Origin of the sequence: Synechococcales cyanobacterium T60_A2020_003, assembly GCA_015272205.1 — a bacterium.
Classification (GTDB): domain Bacteria; phylum Cyanobacteriota; class Cyanobacteriia; order RECH01; family RECH01; genus JACYMB01.
The window spans coordinates 1-17,797 of record JACYMB010000300.1; the positions used below are offsets into that span (position 1 = coordinate 1).

The window sequence follows — 17,797 nt, forward strand, 5'->3', positions numbered from 1 at the left end:
AACCTAGGAATGGCGGGACCAAAACCCGCTGCCTTACCGCTTGGCGACACCCCATTGCGTTAGCCTTAGTAATCCTAGCAGTTCTATACCGGACTCTGTCAAGGGGGAAACGCAATTTTTTAGTCTAGCCGTTGTCATTGTAATGGCTATCAAGAAATCGGCAATGCGGGTGTAGCAGTAGGTAAAAGCACCAGCGTTGAAGTTATTGCCCTCAAAAGGATGCGCAAACATATACTGCAAGTAGCTAATCAACTCGCCGTTTTCCCCGGCGGGAACAATGGGCTGATGCATGTGAAGGGCGATCGCAAAAACGCCCTTAATTTGTTGCATGTCCCAAGGCTGAGACGATCGCGCAATGGGTAATCGTTTCGTGCTGGGTAGGTAGGCTTCCCATCCTGCAAGGTTAGGAAGATGCTCGATCAGCTCTGGTAGTAAAGGGGGAGCATCTTGCGGCGTTTCAGGTAAAAGATTTGAACTAGAAGAAGGCATGGAGGATATAGAGGATTGCAAGCAGAGGGATGACCAAGGGAGGGTGTACAGATCACAACGCATCAACTTGGATGCATCGTAGACGTCAACAAAACCAAGCTACAAAACGTTAATCATTAAAGAATTCCGTAAGTGTTCATGGGTAACCTAAACATATAGTCCGCTAACGGCTTGCCAAACCTCAACCCCTGTCAAAAAACTTATGGACGGTGCTCACGATCCATTTCGTCAGGCTAATTACCGCTTCCGCAAAGCCGATCATGCCCGCTGGCATCGACTCCAAAGCAAGCGGCATATTCTGCGATCGCAAATTGGGTTTGTGGATTGCGGTACGTCACGCCCGAAAGCTTGTGAGGGATGCGAACACTATCACGGCATTGCGTACGGCTACAGTCGTCTTAATCGATCCATGCTAATTTGTGGATTTCACCCCTACGGCTGGCATCAAGACGATTCTTGTCCAGATTGGACACCGACTCCCCTGAATTCATGATTAATTCAAAAGTTATCTACCTAGTTCAGTGCAATCGCCGTGAATTAAACTACAGCGTCCACATGTAGTGAAGTACACATTTATTGAGCTACATTTTCTTTAAGCACGGAACTTCCCGGATGTTCATTATTCATTGCAGGGTTGCTATAGAGCTATAAACTAACTATCAACGTTCATGGTTGTACGCACCGCATGAAGGAAGTTGCTGGAACACCACAAACGACAGATAGGCAGGTGGGAGATTCCCTCTGTTCTGTGGCGCACCTGCACGTTTTGGTGGTCAGCAGTCAACTTACTCTGGCTCAAGCCTTGTCAGAGGCGCTGATTGGGCAAAACGAGTACCGGGTTTCCCAGAGCATTACCGTTAATGACGAAACGGCGATCGCCGTTATTCAGGAAGAGCGACCCGATGCAATATTTCTATCCGCCGATCCTGGCGGCCTGGATGGCTACAACATTTGTCGCCTTCTCAAAAAGGATGCCAGATTCTGGCGGGTTCCCGTAATTTTTATTGCGACAGAGCAACAAACGTTAGACGGCAGCCTAGTCTTTCAGGTGGGCGGAGCGGATTACCTCGTGTATCCGTTCGATCGCCATGACGTTATGACTCGTCTTGCCCACCAACTGGCCCTTCACCAACAGCAGGCCAACCTTTATCAGCTCGTTGATACCTTAGAAAACAAGGTTCAGACGCTTGAGCTTCAAAATCAAGAACTGAAAGGCCAAGTGGAGCGATCGCTCGTCCAATATCAACAACATGAGCAATTTCTTCGAGAACGGCAGGCCGTGGAGGCTACTCTTCGCGAAACGGAAGAAAAGTATCGCAGTATTTTCGAAAATGCGATTGAAGGGATTTTTCAAAGCCTCCCCAATCGCCGCTATTTGCGCGTCAACCCTGCGATGGCAAAGATTTATGGCTACGACTCACCTGATGATTTGATGCAATCGGTCACCGATATGAGTACGCTCTACATGCAGCCAAAGCGCTATGAAGAGCTAAATGCCTACATCCAAATCTATGATGAGGTGTTGGATTTTGAGTCTCAGGTCTACCGCAAAGATGGCAGCATTATTTGGGTTTCAGAGAATATTCGCACTGTTCGAAATGGCTCAGGAGAAGTGCTTTACTACGAAGGCAGCGTTACAGATGTTACCGAACGACGTTACGCTGAGGAAGAACTGCGCCGTCAGCGACTAAAAGCGGAACGATTATTGCTGAACGTTCTTCCCCAAAAGATCGCAGAGCGACTCAAGCGGGGATACAAAAGCATTGCAGATACCTTTTCAGATGTATCGGTTCTATTTGCCGATTTGGTCAATTTCACGCAGCTCTCATCAGAAATGCCTGCGTCTGATTTGGTGACATTGCTCAATCAAATCTTTTCAAGCTTTGATGAGTTGGTGGAACGCTATGGCATTGAGAAGGTGAAAACCATTGGTGATGCCTACATGGCCGTTGCTGGAATCCCAAGTCATAATCCTCGACATGCAGAGGCGATCGCCGACTTAGCGCTGGATATGCAAGACGCCATTCAAAAATTTTCTGCGCCCCGAGGCAAACCGTTTCAACTTCGTATTGGCATTCACACGGGTTCGGTGATTGCAGGGGTCATTGGCACCAAAAAGTTTAGCTATGACCTCTGGGGCGATACGGTAAATGTGGCCTCTCGGATGGAGTCCCAGGGAGAGGCTGGCCGCATTCAAGTGACGGAAGATATCTATAACGTGTTGCGCGATCGCTATCTATTTACGCCCCGTGGAGCCATTCTGATCAAGGGCAAAGGCAGCATGGAAACCTACTGGCTCAATGGGCGTCGTCCGTCCAAGGGCAAAGCTGACTTAAGTTCCTGAAATCTGAGTCTTCTCCCGGTTCTGTCCTTCGAGGCTTCAGGTCGGAGTTTTGCCAAGGTAGTCAATTACTCCTCTGCCACTGATGTCTCGGCTAACGATGGGTGAACCGTAATACTGGATCTGGCCTGCACCGCTTAGCTGAATCGCTAGGCGGTTTGTTGCCCACAGAACAGCGTTGCCAATCCCGCTGAGATCGATGGTGGCCGACTCGCTTTGCAAGTCTGAGGCAAGATACTGACCCGCTCCCGACAGCATCACCGTTTGATCAACAACTTGGCCTGCAATTTGGATGCGTCCAGCGCCGCTTCCATTGACGACCAGATGGTCTGCCGTGAGATGATCGATAGCCAGGGTGCCTGTCCCACTTACATCTGCATTAAACGTGGCTGAATTTAATAGCCGAGCATTGATATTCCCTAATCCAGATAGCTCTACGCGATCTAAATCCTGAACAGTCAGGTTGAACTGAATGGATCTGGCAGATGCAGGGGGAACGTCCTTTAGAGAGATAAAAAGCACCCCATCATCTACAACGATGTCAAAATCTCGGAGGAGGCTTTCCTCGGCAGACACCGTAAGGCGATCGCAATCGCCCTGGGTAACAACGAGTTCGCCCATCGCGCTAAACGAAACCTGGTGAACATCCTCCAAATCTTGACTGTAAGCCACAAGCTCGCCTGTCCTGCGCAACGAGCCGAAACCCACTATTAAGGTCAATACCAGTAGGAACAAAGCAATGAACTTTGGGATTTTCATAGGAAAGCATACTACCTGGGCAGAAATACCCATGGATAGATGTGACTTCAATTTATGACCGAAAAACCTACCAAACGCAAGCCATATGTGTCAGTTTTTGGAAACTGACCGTCTGACCTTAGGGCGACCTAGATTAATCTATCCATTGCCAAGGTTCCTGGTTCCGTAGAGAATCAAGGGAATATTCAACCATTGGCGATCGCCCAGTTCGAAAGAGTTCTATGAAACGAGTTGTTGATGCCATCAACGTATTGATTAGCATTGCGTTGATTACCTTTATTGCTGTAAGTCTCTTCCGTATTGGGTTCTATCTGTTCCAAACCCATCCCTTGATGTAACTCACCATCCCCATCAACGTTTAGCAGAGTTCTATGGCCGATTTACTTTCCCCCCAGATCAGCGATCGCATTTGCAAGCACATGAACGATGACCATGCCGATGCGATCGTTCTATACGCCCAGGCGTTTGCCGGACTTCCGGATGCGACTGCAGCCCAAATGCGTCGAATTGATCCAACCGGGATGGATCTTGACGTTGAGGTCGCCGGAACCTGGCAGCCTGTCCGGATTGCCTTTGACCATGAACTCCAAGATTCCGAAGATGCCCATCAAACCTTAATTGCGATGGTGAGACAGGCTCGCGTCGCCTTGGCATCTAAGGACTAATCTGGCGATTCACGGGTTGAAGATGTTTACCTCATGCCGCCCCCCGCGAGAAAGACATCGCGGAACATTAAGTTACATTACGCTTCCGATAAGAATTGCCGACCCTATTTTTACTAAATTTGTCGCAAGATAAAGGTGGTGTTACATCGGTAAATGGGAGGAGGTTGCATGGTTGCACTCACCGATCGCGTAGAGCGTCGCCTCACAATTCAAACGGCAGACGTGGCTCAGGATACGGTCACGATTCGCTCCCTCGACTGGGATCGCGATCGCTTCGATATTGAGTTTGGGCTACAAAACGGAACCACCTACAACTCGTTCCTGATTCGCGGCGAGAAAACCGCTCTGGTGGACACCTCCCACGAAAAGTTTCGGACGCTTTACCTGGACACATTGAAAGGACTCGTCGATCCCACCACGATCGACTATCTGATCATCAGCCACACCGAGCCGGATCATAGCGGTCTGGTTCATGACGTTCTGGCGATCGCACCCCAGGCAACGGTGGTGGGTTCAAAAGTCGCCATTCAGTTTCTAGAAAATCTGGTTCACCAGCCTTTTGAGAAAAAAATTGTTAAAAACGGCGACACCCTTGATTTAGGCAACGGGCACGTTCTGCAATTTGTGATGGCTCCAAACCTGCACTGGCCAGACACCATCTTTACCTACGATGCCGGAAGCCAAACACTATTTACCTGCGATGCGTTTGGGATGCACTATTGCAGTGACGCCACGTTTGATGAGGATCTGTCTACCATTGAGCCGGACTACCGCTTTTACTATGAATGCCTTATGGCACCCAACGCACGATCGGTGCTTTCTGCCATGAAGCGGATGGATGATTTAGGCCCCATTACCCGCATTGCCAACGGCCACGGCCCCCTACTCTATCACAATGTCCAGGAACTCACCGATCGCTATCGTCGCTGGAGTCAGGAAAAAGCAAAAGCGGAAACGACGACTGCCGTATTCTACGTGTCGGACTATGGCTACAGCGATCGCCTCTCGCAAGCGATCGCCAAGGGCATCACCAAAACCGGAGTTGCGGTGGAAATGATGGATCTCCGCTACGCCGATCCCCAAGACGTGAACGAGTTGGTGGGGCACGCGGCAGCCCTTGTCATTGGCATGCCCCCTGTCGGCGCAAGTGAAACCAAGGCATCGCTCAGTACGGTTCTAGCCGCTGCCCATGCCAAACAGGCCATTGGACTCTTTGAATCCTATGGTGGCAATGATGAACCCATTGATACGCTCGTCAGCCGTTTCCGCGAATTGGAACTGGTTGAAGCGTTTCCTGCCATCCGTGTGAAAGACACTCCCACCGAAGCAACCTATCAGCTCTGCGAAGAAGCCGGAACCGACCTAGGGCAGATGCTCACGTGCGATCGCACCATCAAGCAGGTGAAATCCATTGATGTGGATTTGCAAAAGGCGCTAGGGCGAATCAGCAGCGGTTTGTACATCATCACGGCAGCAAAAGGGGAACTTAGCGGTGCGATGCTGGCGTCGTGGGTATCCCAGGCCAGCTTCGAACCCCTCGGCGTTACGATTGCAGTCGCCAAGGATCGAGCGATTGAATCGCTGATGCAAGTGGGCGATCGCTTCGTCCTAAACGTCCTAGAGGAAGGAAACTATCAGGATCTGATGAAGCATTTCCTGAAGCGGTTCCCGCCGGGAGCCGATCGGTTTGCAGGCATCAAAACCCGGACTGCCGAAAATCATTCCCCGATTCTGGCCGATGCCCTCGCCTACATGGAATGTACGGTGCTCAGTCGCATGGAATGTGCCGATCACTGGATTGTGTATAGCGAGGTCAATGCTGGAAAGGTGTCTAAGCCAGAGTCCTTAACGGCTGTCCATCACCGTAAGATTGGCAATTACTACTAGGCTGTCGTTGTTTGACTTAGGATTCTGAATCCGTGGGTGTGGTGGTTTTGCTGCCACACCTATTGAGTTTGTCGTTACCGTTTCCTGGTTTGCCCAAGACCCAGTTTCCAGAGTCGCCAAACTATGGTTAACTCATAGGCAGTTCATACGCAGGTCTTTCTGCCAAGTTAGAAAATAAGACCCGCTACGAACTGTGCCATTCCGGGCTAAACACGCACAATCTTTTCCTAGTCGATTGCTTCTACGTATGGAATCATCTTCGCTTGCAACCCAAACGTCATCTAACGGATTAAGCCAAATGAGCACCTCAGTTGACGTATCCGTTGTTGTTCCGGTGTACAACGAGGTTGAGAGCCTGATTCCATTGCTAGAAGCGATCGCCTCTGTGATGCGGACTCAGCCTTTGACCTATGAAATTGTTTGCGTAGATGATGGTTCTACAGATGGCACAACCGATCTCCTGAGAAACCAAGCTCAAGAGCGGAACGATACCCGCGCGGTAATTCTGCGCCGCAACTACGGACAAACTGCTGCCATGGCAGCGGGATTTAACTATGCTCAAGGCCGTGCCATTGTCACCCTGGATGGAGATTTGCAGAACGATCCAGTCGATATTCCCCGACTACTGAACAAGTTGGATGAAGGGTATGACCTAGTCAGCGGATGGCGTAAAAATCGGCAAGATGCTGCCTTGACCCGTCTTCTGCCCTCTCGTATTGCAAACTGGCTGATTGGGGAAGTCACGGGAGTGCGGCTTCATGACTACGGCTGTTCCCTTAAAGCATACCGTTCTGAGCTGGTTGCCGATATGAACCTGTATGGTGAACTGCACCGATTCTTGCCTGCGCTGGCCTACATCGAAGGGGCACGCATTACCGAAATGCCCGTCCTGCACCATGCGCGCCAGTTTGGGCAAAGTAAGTATGGCTTGGGTCGCACCTTCCGCGTCATGATGGATTTGATGACAATCTTCTTTATGAAGAAGTTTTTGACTAAACCCATGCACGGATTTGGTTTTTTTGGCCTTGGTTCGATGATTGTGGGCTTCCTTTTGGGTATTTACCTGACATTCCTCAAGTTTGGCCTGGGTCAAAGTATTGGCGATCGCCCGCTTCTGATTCTTGCTGTCGTGCTATTTCTAACCGGAGTCCAACTCTTTTGCTTTGGCTTGTTGGCGGAACTGTTAATTCGTACCTACCACGAATCTCAAGGACGACCGATTTACCGTGTGCGGGAAGTGGTTGGCTCTGGTGAGTAAAACCGTCCTAAATCCACGGCTGACGCGCTGAGCATAGTGCGGAGATCGCGAGCACAATTTTCAAGGAATAATCGTGGGGCAAACGGCCTGTTCCAGTAATGTATCATTGGCGCGATCGCCCCTTAATATCCCATCTGTAGCGGTTCCAGAACTGCGATCGCACTTCCATGAGCGAGGCACAGTCCAGAGAGTGTCCTGATGATTTCCATCCATTCGAGCAATAGCTTTTAGAATGGTTCGTATTAAGCTACTGGAATCTTAAAGGTTCCAGTATTTTTAAGGTTCCTGTACGCCCCTGATGTGAACACGCATGGCATCACCTCAACCCCCGCAGAAACCCAACGGCTCATCCCCACCCCCGAGCAATGTACCCAATCCAGGTGCACCTCCGGGGCCACCGAAAACGATTTTGGGTTCCATTACCCAAGCGGTACAAACGATGTACGCTCGGGTCGATTTTTCTAAGCTGCGGCTCAAACCCAATGCCCGCGTGCCAGAACTGCACATCCAGGATGCAGATACCCCCGATCCATCCGTATATCCGCTGTTGGGCGATCGCTATCTACTGGGACGCAGTTCCAAGTCCTGCGATATCGTAGTGCGAAATCCGGTCGTGAGCCAAATTCACCTGTCGGTATCTCGCGACAGTCGCCAAAAGAAAGCCCCGTTTGTCGTGAAGGACGAAAACTCGACGAATGGCGTGTACCTGGGGCGTCGCCGCATCAAGTCTCTGCCGCTACGCGATGGGGATGTGCTAACCTTGGGGCCACCGGAACTTGCCAATGCCGTGCAGGTGCGGTTTTCAAATCCACCCCCGTGGTATGTCAAAGCCGTCCGGTACAGCCTCTACGGGTTTACTGGAGCCACAGCGCTGACCGCGATTTGGATTGGAATGGAGTGGCAACGCTTTCAGGTGCGTCCTCTGCCGCAGTCGGTTCAAGGCCCCGTTGTAGTCTATTCCCGTGATGACCAGCCGTTGGTGCCAGAAGCGCCGAGTCGTGCCCATTTGGAACTAAAGTCGTTATCGGAGTTTTCGCCGTATCTGCCCGATGCGATCATTGCCTCCGAGGATTCCCGCTATTACTGGCACATGGGCGTTGATCCCATCGGGACGCTGCGAGCCTTACTGACTAATATTCGAGGAGGGGAAATTCGGGAAGGCGGAAGCACAATTACCCAACAGTTGGCTCGCAGCATTTACCGGGAATATGTGGGCACAGAGGACAGTGCTACCCGAAAGCTTCGGGAAGCTGTAGTAGCCCTCAAGCTAGAGACCTACTACAGCAAAGATTTCCTGATGTTGACTTACATGAACCGCGTGTTTTTAGGAGGCAACAACTACGGCTTTGAAGACGCCGCTCAGTTCTACTTCGGGAAATCAGCGCGGGACTTAAGCCTCTCAGAAGCGGCAACCCTCGTGGGCATTCTGCCAGCTCCCAATAGCTTTAATCCTGTGCAGGACTATGCAACAGCCGTCGAACTGCGCGATCGCGTTCTGAATCGGATGGTGGTGCTGGGCAAGGTGAGTGCGGAAGAGGCACAGCGGGCACGGCGATCGCGCATTGAAATTAATCCTGAAGCGATTAAAGAATTGCAAAGCACGCGCGCCCCCTACTTCTACAGTCAGGTGTTTCTGGAACTGGAAGAACTGCTGGGTACGCAGCTTGCCCGTGAGGGAAACTTCATTGTTGAAAGTACGGTGGATTTAAGCCTCCAGCCCCGCGCTGAATCGGCCTTAACCAATGCGATTGATTCAATGGGGGCAGCTTCGGGCTATTCCCAAGGAGCACTCATCACCTTGGACTCCCGCACGGGGGGGGTGCTGGCCCTAGTAGGAGGGCGAGACTATCAGGAAAGTCAGTTTAACCGCGCCACCCAAGCTCTGCGCCAACCGGGATCAACCTTCAAGGTGTTTGCCTATACTGCTGCGCTAGAGCAGGGTATTTCCCCTAGCACGACCTATTCCTGTAGTCCTTTCGTCTGGGAAGGACAGCAGTTTAGCGGTTGCCGATCGGGTGGAGGCTCGATGGATATGTATACAGGGCTAGCCCTATCAGAAAATGTGGTCGCGCTACGGATTGCTCAGGATGTGGGACTGGGCGATGTGGTTCGCGCGGCAAAGCGGATGGGAATTGACTCCGAGCTAAATCCAGTTCCGGGCTTAATTTTGGGGCAAAGCGAAGTGACCTTGATGGAAATGACAGGAGCGTTTGCCGTGTACGCCAACGAGGGCGTGAGCAATCGCCCTCACACCATCAACCGGATTCTCGACAGTAGCGATTGCGAAAATCCTGACGATCGGTCAACGTGTCGCGTCATTTATGACTACGAGCGGGATGCCGAAGCCAACGTGCCTGTTCTCGATCCGGCGATCGCCCAAACAATGACGACCTTATTACAGGGGGTGATCAGTAGCGGCACAGGGCGAAATGCCTATCTGGGTCTCGGAGAAGCTGGCAAAACCGGAACCACGAACGACAACGTTGATATGTGGTTTATTGGCTACGTTCCTCAATATTCCCTGACAACAGGCATTTGGCTGGGGAATGATGAAATTGTACCCACCTCTGGCAGCGGCGCCCAAGCCGCACAAATTTGGGGAGACTATATGAAACGGATACTGCCCTAGGCGATCGCCTAAATCCATAGACAAAAATCTATCCGTACTCCAACTTTCTTCCCTGGTCATGCCAGAATCTGCGGAAATTTTATAAAGTTTTATTTGAAATGTTAGGAGGCTACTACTGCGATCGCTTGATCCTTGGGCTATGATTGCAGCAATGTAGCGTGTAGGCGGAACTTTAGGATCTGCACCAGCAGGCTTAGAGTTCTCAAAGTACATTTATCAATTTTCTGTTCGGAGACGATCGTGACTATCTACGTTGGCAACCTGTCTTTCCAGGCAACTGAAGAAGACTTGTGGGAGGTATTCGCGGAATACGGTGAGGTTTCCCGGATCAGCCTTCCCACTGATCGAGAGACGGGGAAAAAGCGCGGCTTTGCTTTTGTTGAAATGAAGGACGAAGCCAATGAGGATCGAGTAATTTCAGAGCTTGACGGGGCTGAATGGCTGGGTCGTGAGCTTAAAGTGAACAAGGCAAAACCTCGCGAGCGTCGGTAGTTTCGACGAGTTCATCATCAGTTGGTTTTTGCGTTCCAGGGTAAGGGACGCAGTTAGCACCATCAGGAGTGCTGGGTTCAGCATTCTGGGTTCATGTCTCGTTCTCGATTAGCTCTGCTCATCGGCGGCGGCATTGTGATGCTGATCATGATGCTGTGGCTAGCGGTCACCTTAGCCCAAATCTATGCAAGCATTGCACCCACTTCGCCCATGCTTGCGGCTGTGTTGGTTTGGGCAATTGTTGGCTTGTGTGTTGGCCTAATTGCGGTCGTTTTGTACGCGGTGCTAGGGCTACGGCGTACCTCAACACGGAAGCGCCAACGGCGATCGCACCTTTCAAGTCCTGCTGCTTCAAGTGAAGCAGCAGTCTTTTCGCTGGATGCTATTCATCAACAGGTTCAAGGTATTGAGGATCAGATTGCCCAGGAAGCCCTGCTGGAGCGATCGCAAGAAATTGAGGCACAGCTTGCCCGTGGTGATCTGACGGTGGTCGTATTTGGTACGGGGTCGGCAGGTAAAACGTCGCTTGTGAACGCTGTTTTAGGACGCATTGCCGGACAAGTCGGTGCGTCGATGGGCACTACCCAGGTTTTTCAAGCCTACAAGCTTCGCCTCAAGGGATTGCAACGCACTATTCAGCTCATCGACACTCCCGGCATTTTGGAAGTTGGGGTTCAGGGATCGGATCGGGAAACTCAGGCTCGGACATTGGCGACAGAAGCGGTGATGCTACTGTTCGTGGTGGATGGCGATTTGCGGCAATCGGAATATCAACTCTTGCGATCGCTCCTGGACATGGGCAAGCGGGTACTGATTGTCCTGAACAAAACCGACCTGTACCCGCCGGACGATCGAGACACGCTGCGGCAACGGCTGTACGAGTACGGGCAGGATCGCCTTTCTCCTGACGATGTGGTGGCGATCGCCGCAAATCCAGCACCCGTTCAGCTTGACACCGGGGAAACCGTGCAGCCGGAGCCTAATATTGTGCCGTTGCTTCGCCGCATGGCCACCGTCCTCCGCACCGAAGGCGAAGACTTAATTGCCGATAATATTCTGCTCCAATCGCAGCGATTAACCGAAGAAACGCGGCGCATCTTGACCGAACAGCGGCGACGACAGGCCGAGAAAGTGGTCGATCGCTTTCAGTGGGTGGGGGCTGGGGTTTTGGCGGTGACGCTGTTACCGGGCGTAGACCTGTTGGCCGCTGCCGCCGTAAATGCCCAGATGGTAGTGGAATTGGGCAAGATCTACGGGTGTGACCTTGATTTGGACAGTGGCAAAGAACTGGCGGTTTCCCTAGCCAAAACCATGATTGGGCTGGGGGTTCTTAAAGGGGCGATCGAAATTTTCTCCCTCGCCTTACAGACCAATGCCGGAACCTTCGTGATTGGGCGAGCCATCCAGGGCATCACCACAGCCTATCTCACCCGCATTGCGGGCAAAAGCTTTATTGAATATTTTGAAAATGATCAGGACTGGGGCGATGGCGGCATGAGCGAAGTCGTGCAAGAGCAGTTCCAACTCAATCGCCGCGATGAGTTTATTCGCCTATTTGTGAAAGAAGCGGTCGATCGGGTGCTAATTCCTCTGACCAATGCGGAGGATTCATCTGCCGATCAAGCCTCGCAGCGATAGTGAATTATGGCGTATCCCAGGGCTTGCCTTTGAAACCGAGATCTCGTCATCCAAAAACTCGGTGACCTCTTCAGGAATTGGGGTGATCACGCCTGTAGAGATCCGTAGGACAGTCCTGGCTAATGGTTCAACTCGCATTTTGGTGTAATAGTCCACCTTCGCTTAGCAACTCTCCCATCCAAATGGCTAAGAAATTAAAGAAAAGTTTACATCTGGAACTTTTTTTACTGTTACTTGTTCCTGAATCTTGGGAATACTAGCCGTAAGCAGTAATACAACCACAGATTAATTTTAGAGCTGTTTACTCCCGTCCAGATTGAACCCTAGGTTAAATTTGGAACCACTCACGAACTCACGTTTGCTGCCATCAGTGGAGTTAGGTCGCTCTCCTTTCTCATACTCCTGATGCAGTTTGTCACCCTACCTGGAGCTACTGAGACGACGATTATGCCAGCTAACGCATTTGACGCCTCCTATGATGATCTCTCTAACACCTCCAGCTTTGATGCGGATCTACCTCCCAACTTCTCCGCAGAATCTCTGGATGCCGATCTGCTGGAACTAGAACGAGAGCAAGCCGCTGGTGCCTCCGCCACGAAAGGAGTGAGTCGCCGTACTACCGACTTAGTCAGAATTTACCTACAAGAAATTGGGCGAGTCCGCCTACTTGGGCGCGATGAAGAAGTGGCTGAGGCTCAGAGAGTCCAGCGATATATGGGGTTGCTAGACTTACGGCAAGAGGCTGCGGAATCCGATCCGGTGATGCAGCGTTATGTCGATTTAGTGAATATCTGCGATCGCCTGAAGGTGATGCTGGCGCACCGTCCCTCCAAGGAGCGCTGGTCGGCGGAAGCAGGGCTATCAGTCGATGAGCTTAACGCAGCCTTGAAAGCAGGAAAGCAGCGCTGGGCAGAGGTTGCCGAGTTAAACGTTGCCGAGCTAGAGGAGATCCGGAACGAAGGGATCAAGGCCAAAGATCACATGATCCGAGCCAACCTCCGCTTGGTGGTTTCGGTCGCGAAAAAATATCAGAATCGTGGCCTGGAGCTACTAGACCTGATTCAAGAAGGCACGCTGGGGTTAGAGCGAGCCGTTGAAAAGTTTGATCCCACCAAGGGATACCGTTTCAGCACCTATGCCTACTGGTGGATTCGGCAGGGCATTACACGGGCGATCGCCACCCAAAGCCGTGCTATCCGTCTACCTGTTCACATCACCGAGAAGCTGAACAAGATTAAAAAAGCGCAGCGCAAAATTTCCCAAGAGAAGGGGCGAATGCCGTCCGTTGGCGAAATCGCGACGGAACTGGACATGACTCCCGATCAAGTGCGGGAGGTGCTGACGCGGGTTCCACGCTCGGTTTCTCTGGAAACGAAGGTCGGTAAAGAGCGGGATACGGAACTGGGCGAACTGGTGGAAACCGATGAGAAGTCTCCCGAAGATTTGCTCATGCGGGAATCCCTGCACCGAGATTTACAGCAGCTTTTGGCGGATCTGACCACTCGCGAACGGGATGTCATCCAGATGCGGTACGGACTCGGTAATGATCATCCCTACTCCCTGGCTGAAATTGGCCGAGCGCTGGATCTCTCCCGCGAACGAGTCCGCCAGATTGAGGCCAAAGCTTTGCAAAAGTTGCGCCAGCCCAAACGCCGTAACCGCATTCGAGATTATCTGGAAGCGCTAAGCTAAGCCGTTGCTTGAATTAATATCCTCGCGAATCTCTGGCAGATCTTCACGGATCTGCCTTTATTTTTGGCATCATGCCCGCAAGGTACTCTGCATCAACTGATCGCGGAGTTGGTCGGTGCTTTGGGCAGGTTCGTTGCAGCTTAATCCCTGGCACACAAGGGCGATCGCCCCGGCCGGTAAGTCAGGCTCATGCTTCAGAACAACCGTCGGGACGTACTGCGATCCTAAAACTCGAATCCGATCGGGAGTGGTGCGGACTAACGTGTAGTTGCGGAACCAGTCTAGCGCCACAAACAAGCTGGGACAAGCTTGAGGCGCATTGGTCATGAAAACACCAAACGCATTCAGGGCTTGCTCGGCTCGCTCCAGATAACTGAGATCTTCGGCAATCAACGCCAATCGGATCAGGTTGGCGATCGCCACTCCATTAGCAGAGGGGGTCGCGTTATCTTCGGCACTCCGTTCCCGCACCACCAAATCGGCTTGGGCATCAGTGTTGAAGTATCCGCCCAAATCACTGCTCCAGAGAAATTGATCAAACTCATTTTGCAGGGCGATCGCGGGCGGGATCCAGTCCGATGGAATGCCGAGGGTCAGACTGGCTTGATCCAGATCGAGCAACGCTTTGATGAACAGCGCATAGTCTTCCGATTGGGCTAGAACACTGACTGAACCGTCGTAGTTCAACCGATGGAGGCGATCGCCCACCCGTTGATGCGTCAGAATAAACTGGGCGGTCTGCGCGGCTAAAGCTAGATAGTCTGGTCGGTTTAGGACAGCGGCAGCCCTCGCCAGACCCGAAATCATCAGGCTATTCCACGCCACGATCATTTTCGTATCGGTCACAGCAGGAATCCGCCCCGGCCAATTCTGACCTTTGGCTTCGGCGTTGTTGCGGGCAGGGGGAAAGCTTGGCGTTTCCTCTGGTGGTGTGCCATAGCGAACGGTAAAGAGTTTGCGTAAACCCGATTCAGCGATCGCACTCAATTCTCCAGGCTGGTTACGCTGAAGCACAATCTGACCTTCAAAATTGCCCGACTCGGTGATCATAAATTGGGCGGTCAGCTCAGCCAGTTCTTCATCACTCAGGATGTCCTTCAAGTCGCTATAACGCCACACGTAAAATGCACCTTCCTCCGGCTCTGCATCATCCGGCGTGATAAAACTATCAGCATCCTGCGCGGCATAAAAATAGCCATCGGGCGGTCGCATTTCGCGAGTCAGCCACTGCACCGTACCCGCGATCGCCCGTTCAAAGGCGGGATCCTGCGCCCCAGCCGCGCAGAGATTGGCAAGATACTCCACAATTTGGCCGTTATCGTAGAGCATCTTTTCAAAATGGGGCACCGTCCAGGTGGGATCGACCGTATAGCGGTGGAATCCGCCAGCCACATGATCATAAATTCCGCCCAAAGCAAGATTCAACCCTCGCTGCACACAAACTTTATCTGCTTCGTACTTCGCATCCGGAAACTGGAACCGCACACCGCGCAATGCGGTCTCGGCATAGGGAATCATGGGAAAACTTTGACCGTTACCGCGATGACTCAGAATGCCAGCACAGTATTCCAAGCCAGTCCGCAGCAATCCCGCCTCCAGGTTGCCGGGAGATTCCACGGTTGCAGCACTGTGGAGGCGTTCATAAATTTCAGACTTAACGGACTTCAACTTCGTCGTTTCGGAGTGGTAGAACTGGTGAATCGCTTGGAGAATTTGCAAAAATCCGGGTCTGCCGTAGCGAGGCTCGACCGGAAAATAGGTTCCTCCATAGAAAGGAACCCGATCATCGGGAGATAGAAAGACGTTGAGCGGCCATCCCCCTTGCCCCGTCATCAACTGCAACGCCTGCATATAGATACTGTCAAGGTCTGGACGTTCTTCACGATCTACCTTGATCGGTACAAAATGCGCGTTCATGTACTCGGCGATCGCCCCATCGGAGAAGGCTTCCCCCTCCATCACCGTGCACCAGTGGCAGCTAGAGTAGCCAATGGATAGAAAAATCGGCTTATTCTCCTGCTTCGCCTTGGTGAGTGCTTCCTCGCCCCAGGGATACCAATCAATGGGATTATCGGCATGTTTTCGCAGATAAAGACTTTGGGCAGCAGCAAGACGATTGGGCATGAAGGTATCACTGAACTCAACAGAGCCTCCCACGGAGAACCCTCCCAAAGTCTAGCGCGATCGCATTCAATTCCTGGCAATCACCCCTTGAGAATTTCGTCAACGCTTAGCGCCGCAGCATCGCCCATACAAATCCAGCCCCCCATCCCTACATCCGCGCCATCCGAATCCACAGCAGGGTCATGTGTTCTAAGTGCAAACTCATAGCTAAGTTTCCGGTATCAACAGGTTCCCACCCCAAATCTTCACAAAGAGAAGCCACCACCTGTTTAGCCGCTGGATCATCCCCTGCGATCAGCATCGCGGGTTTTAAGTCGCCATAGCCGGGATATCGGGAATCCTCAAAATTTTCAAAGCCGTAGATCGTAAACGCCTTCACCACCTTCGCTGTAGGCACTAACCCCTGCACAAACTCCGCCCCTGATTGTTGGCTGTCCAAACCGTGGGACAGATTCGCCCCTACAGGGTTGGTGCAATCTACCAGGATTTTGTCGGATAATCGGATAAATCCCCAGCCTCCGCTAAGGCCGCTTGATTCGCAGCAAAGGGTGTGGCTAGGAAAACAACCTCCGCAAGAGCGATCGCCGCTTGGGGATCGGCAACCTGCAAATCTGGATATTTCGAGAGGGCAGCTTGAACGCTCTTGGAATTGGGATCCCGCGCCGCAACGGTGACCTGATGCCCTGCTTTCTGCAAATTTCTCGCCAAGGCTGATCCAACCTGTCCAATCCCAATAAACGCAATCTTCACACTCTTATCCCTCTCGAAACGAAACGCTGTAGACACACCCTAAAGCATCGACTTAACTATTGCCAAGGTTTACCAAAATCCTGCGTCCAGTAGTATCCGTAGGGAGTCGTTCCGCCATCATTCGGCTGGTAGTAGTAACCAATTCCAATCTGAGTCACGTTGGGGCTGAGAATATTAGCGCGATGGCCAGGGCTATTCATCCACTGCTTCATCACCCCTTTGGGCGTTGAAGACCCCGCTGCAATATTTTCTGCCGCATAGGAGTAGCTGTACCCCACCCGTTGGAGGCGATCGCCCAACGATGACCCATTGGAACCCGTGTGACTAAAAAAGTCATTGACCGCCATATCTTTGGTGTGGGCTTGCGCTGCTTTTGTCAGCTTAGAGTTCAGACTAAGAGGTTTTAGACCTGCTTGTTCACGCTTGCGATTTACAATTCGCAATACTCCGTTTACAAGCTTCTTGAGTCCAAGTGTGCGGCTCAAGCCTAAACCAGAACTCTCAGTTCTTACGTCAGATTGGTTAAATGATGAGTGACGACGACTTGTTATATCGATAGAGTTGTCAAATACATTCGCTCTATCCGTTAGTCCCGAACTCTGCAACGACGTTCGGCGCATACCTTGATATGAAGCATTCACAGGCGTTACCCCCTGGTTTAATGAGTTGATCTACATTGGGAGAGGGCATACCAGGGAGTATAGCCTACGCCTATTGAGAAATCACGTCAGTGTTTACAATCTACCAAGGCGTTGTTGCATGAAAGAGGGGTTGCGGAAGGGTAGAGGCATGGTAAATTTCAGTTACCACAGGCGTTGTTGCATGAAAGAGGGGTTGCGGGCAGGAGAGGCATGGTAAATTTCAGTTATCACATATAAAACCTGCCATGAAACCTCAATACCGCATCCGCAACTGGTCAGAGTATAACGCTGGATTGAAGGCTAGGGGAAGCCTCACCTTCTGGATCGAAGAATCTGTGCTGGGGCAGTGGGTGGTCGAGGAGTTGAGCGGCAAACCCGGCGCGTCAGTTCTTTATAGTGACCTTGCGATTCAAACAATGGCGACCGTCAAAG

General features: G+C 51.7%; 14 protein-coding genes and 1 pseudogene. 10 read left to right on the top strand and 5 right to left on the bottom strand.

Translation table 11 applies throughout. The features are described 5' to 3' along the window. Nucleotides 1-33: 33 nt before the first annotated feature. On the bottom strand, nt 34-489 hold the full coding sequence (locus tag IGR76_14765; GenBank protein MBF2079738.1) for a hypothetical protein: 456 nt from the start codon (nt 487-489) through the stop codon (nt 34-36). Nucleotides 490-691: 202 nt separating this feature from the next. Here IGR76_14765 and IGR76_14770 point away from each other — a divergent pair, with 202 nt between their 5' ends. Beyond that, nucleotides 692-982: a hypothetical protein gene (locus IGR76_14770; GenBank protein ID MBF2079739.1), complete on the top strand. Its 291-nt coding sequence runs from the start codon at nt 692-694 to the stop codon at nt 980-982. A 255-nt stretch (nt 983-1,237) separates the two neighbouring features. Further along, nucleotides 1,238-2,833, top strand: coding sequence for a PAS domain S-box protein (locus tag IGR76_14775; GenBank protein ID MBF2079740.1), 1,596 nt, complete (start codon nt 1,238-1,240; stop codon nt 2,831-2,833). A gap of 36 nt (nt 2,834-2,869) precedes the next feature. On the opposite strand, the gene IGR76_14780 is transcribed toward IGR76_14775, so the two are convergent. Continuing rightward, nucleotides 2,870-3,502 (bottom strand): DUF2807 domain-containing protein, encoded by a 633-nt coding sequence (locus IGR76_14780; GenBank protein MBF2079741.1) that lies wholly within the window; start codon nt 3,500-3,502, stop codon nt 2,870-2,872. 458 nt (nt 3,503-3,960) lie between these two features. On the opposite strand from IGR76_14780, the gene IGR76_14785 reads away from it, so the two are divergent. The 7 genes from IGR76_14785 to sigC all read left to right on the top strand — a co-directional run bounded on the left by IGR76_14785 (nt 3,961) and on the right by sigC (nt 13,850). Beyond that, nucleotides 3,961-4,254 carry a DUF2470 domain-containing protein gene (locus IGR76_14785; protein MBF2079742.1) on the top strand — a complete coding sequence of 98 codons (294 nt, stop codon included), beginning with the start codon at nt 3,961-3,963 and terminating at the stop codon, nt 4,252-4,254. A 168-nt stretch (nt 4,255-4,422) separates the two neighbouring features. Further along, entirely contained in the window at nt 4,423-6,141 is a 1,719-nt protein-coding gene (locus IGR76_14790; GenBank protein ID MBF2079743.1) for a diflavin flavoprotein, read from the top strand. 247 nt (nt 6,142-6,388) lie between these two features. Continuing rightward, nucleotides 6,389-7,399: a glycosyltransferase family 2 protein gene (locus tag IGR76_14795; GenBank protein MBF2079744.1), complete on the top strand. Its 1,011-nt coding sequence runs from the start codon at nt 6,389-6,391 to the stop codon at nt 7,397-7,399. A gap of 310 nt (nt 7,400-7,709) precedes the next feature. After that, complete coding sequence (locus IGR76_14800) at nt 7,710-10,028, top strand: transglycosylase domain-containing protein (GenBank protein ID MBF2079745.1); 2,319 nt, start codon at nt 7,710-7,712, stop codon at nt 10,026-10,028. 240 nt (nt 10,029-10,268) lie between these two features. Next, nucleotides 10,269-10,520 carry an RNA-binding protein gene (locus tag IGR76_14805; protein ID MBF2079746.1) on the top strand — a complete coding sequence of 84 codons (252 nt, stop codon included), beginning with the start codon at nt 10,269-10,271 and terminating at the stop codon, nt 10,518-10,520. 93 nt (nt 10,521-10,613) lie between these two features. Then, nucleotides 10,614-12,158 carry a DUF697 domain-containing protein gene (locus IGR76_14810; protein ID MBF2079747.1) on the top strand — a complete coding sequence of 515 codons (1,545 nt, stop codon included), beginning with the start codon at nt 10,614-10,616 and terminating at the stop codon, nt 12,156-12,158. Between the two features lie 447 nt (nt 12,159-12,605). After that, complete coding sequence (gene sigC, locus IGR76_14815; GenBank protein ID MBF2079748.1) at nt 12,606-13,850, top strand: RNA polymerase sigma factor SigC; 1,245 nt, start codon at nt 12,606-12,608, stop codon at nt 13,848-13,850. A gap of 69 nt (nt 13,851-13,919) precedes the next feature. Here sigC and IGR76_14820 read toward each other — a convergent pair whose 3' ends face one another. The 3 genes and pseudogenes from IGR76_14820 to IGR76_14830 form a co-directional block, all read right to left on the bottom strand. Then, nucleotides 13,920-15,974: a thioredoxin domain-containing protein gene (locus IGR76_14820; GenBank protein MBF2079749.1), complete on the bottom strand. Its 2,055-nt coding sequence runs from the start codon at nt 15,972-15,974 to the stop codon at nt 13,920-13,922. A 148-nt stretch (nt 15,975-16,122) separates the two neighbouring features. Next, a pseudogene (locus IGR76_14825) lies at nt 16,123-16,760 on the bottom strand (NADPH-dependent F420 reductase). 20 nt (nt 16,761-16,780) lie between these two features. Beyond that, nucleotides 16,781-17,344 (bottom strand): CAP domain-containing protein, encoded by a 564-nt coding sequence (locus tag IGR76_14830; protein ID MBF2079750.1) that lies wholly within the window; start codon nt 17,342-17,344, stop codon nt 16,781-16,783. A 266-nt stretch (nt 17,345-17,610) separates the two neighbouring features. Between IGR76_14830 and IGR76_14835 the strand changes: the two genes are divergently transcribed. Continuing rightward, nucleotides 17,611-17,797 (top strand): transposase (locus IGR76_14835; protein ID MBF2079751.1); only part of this gene is annotated, 187 nt, incomplete at its 3' end.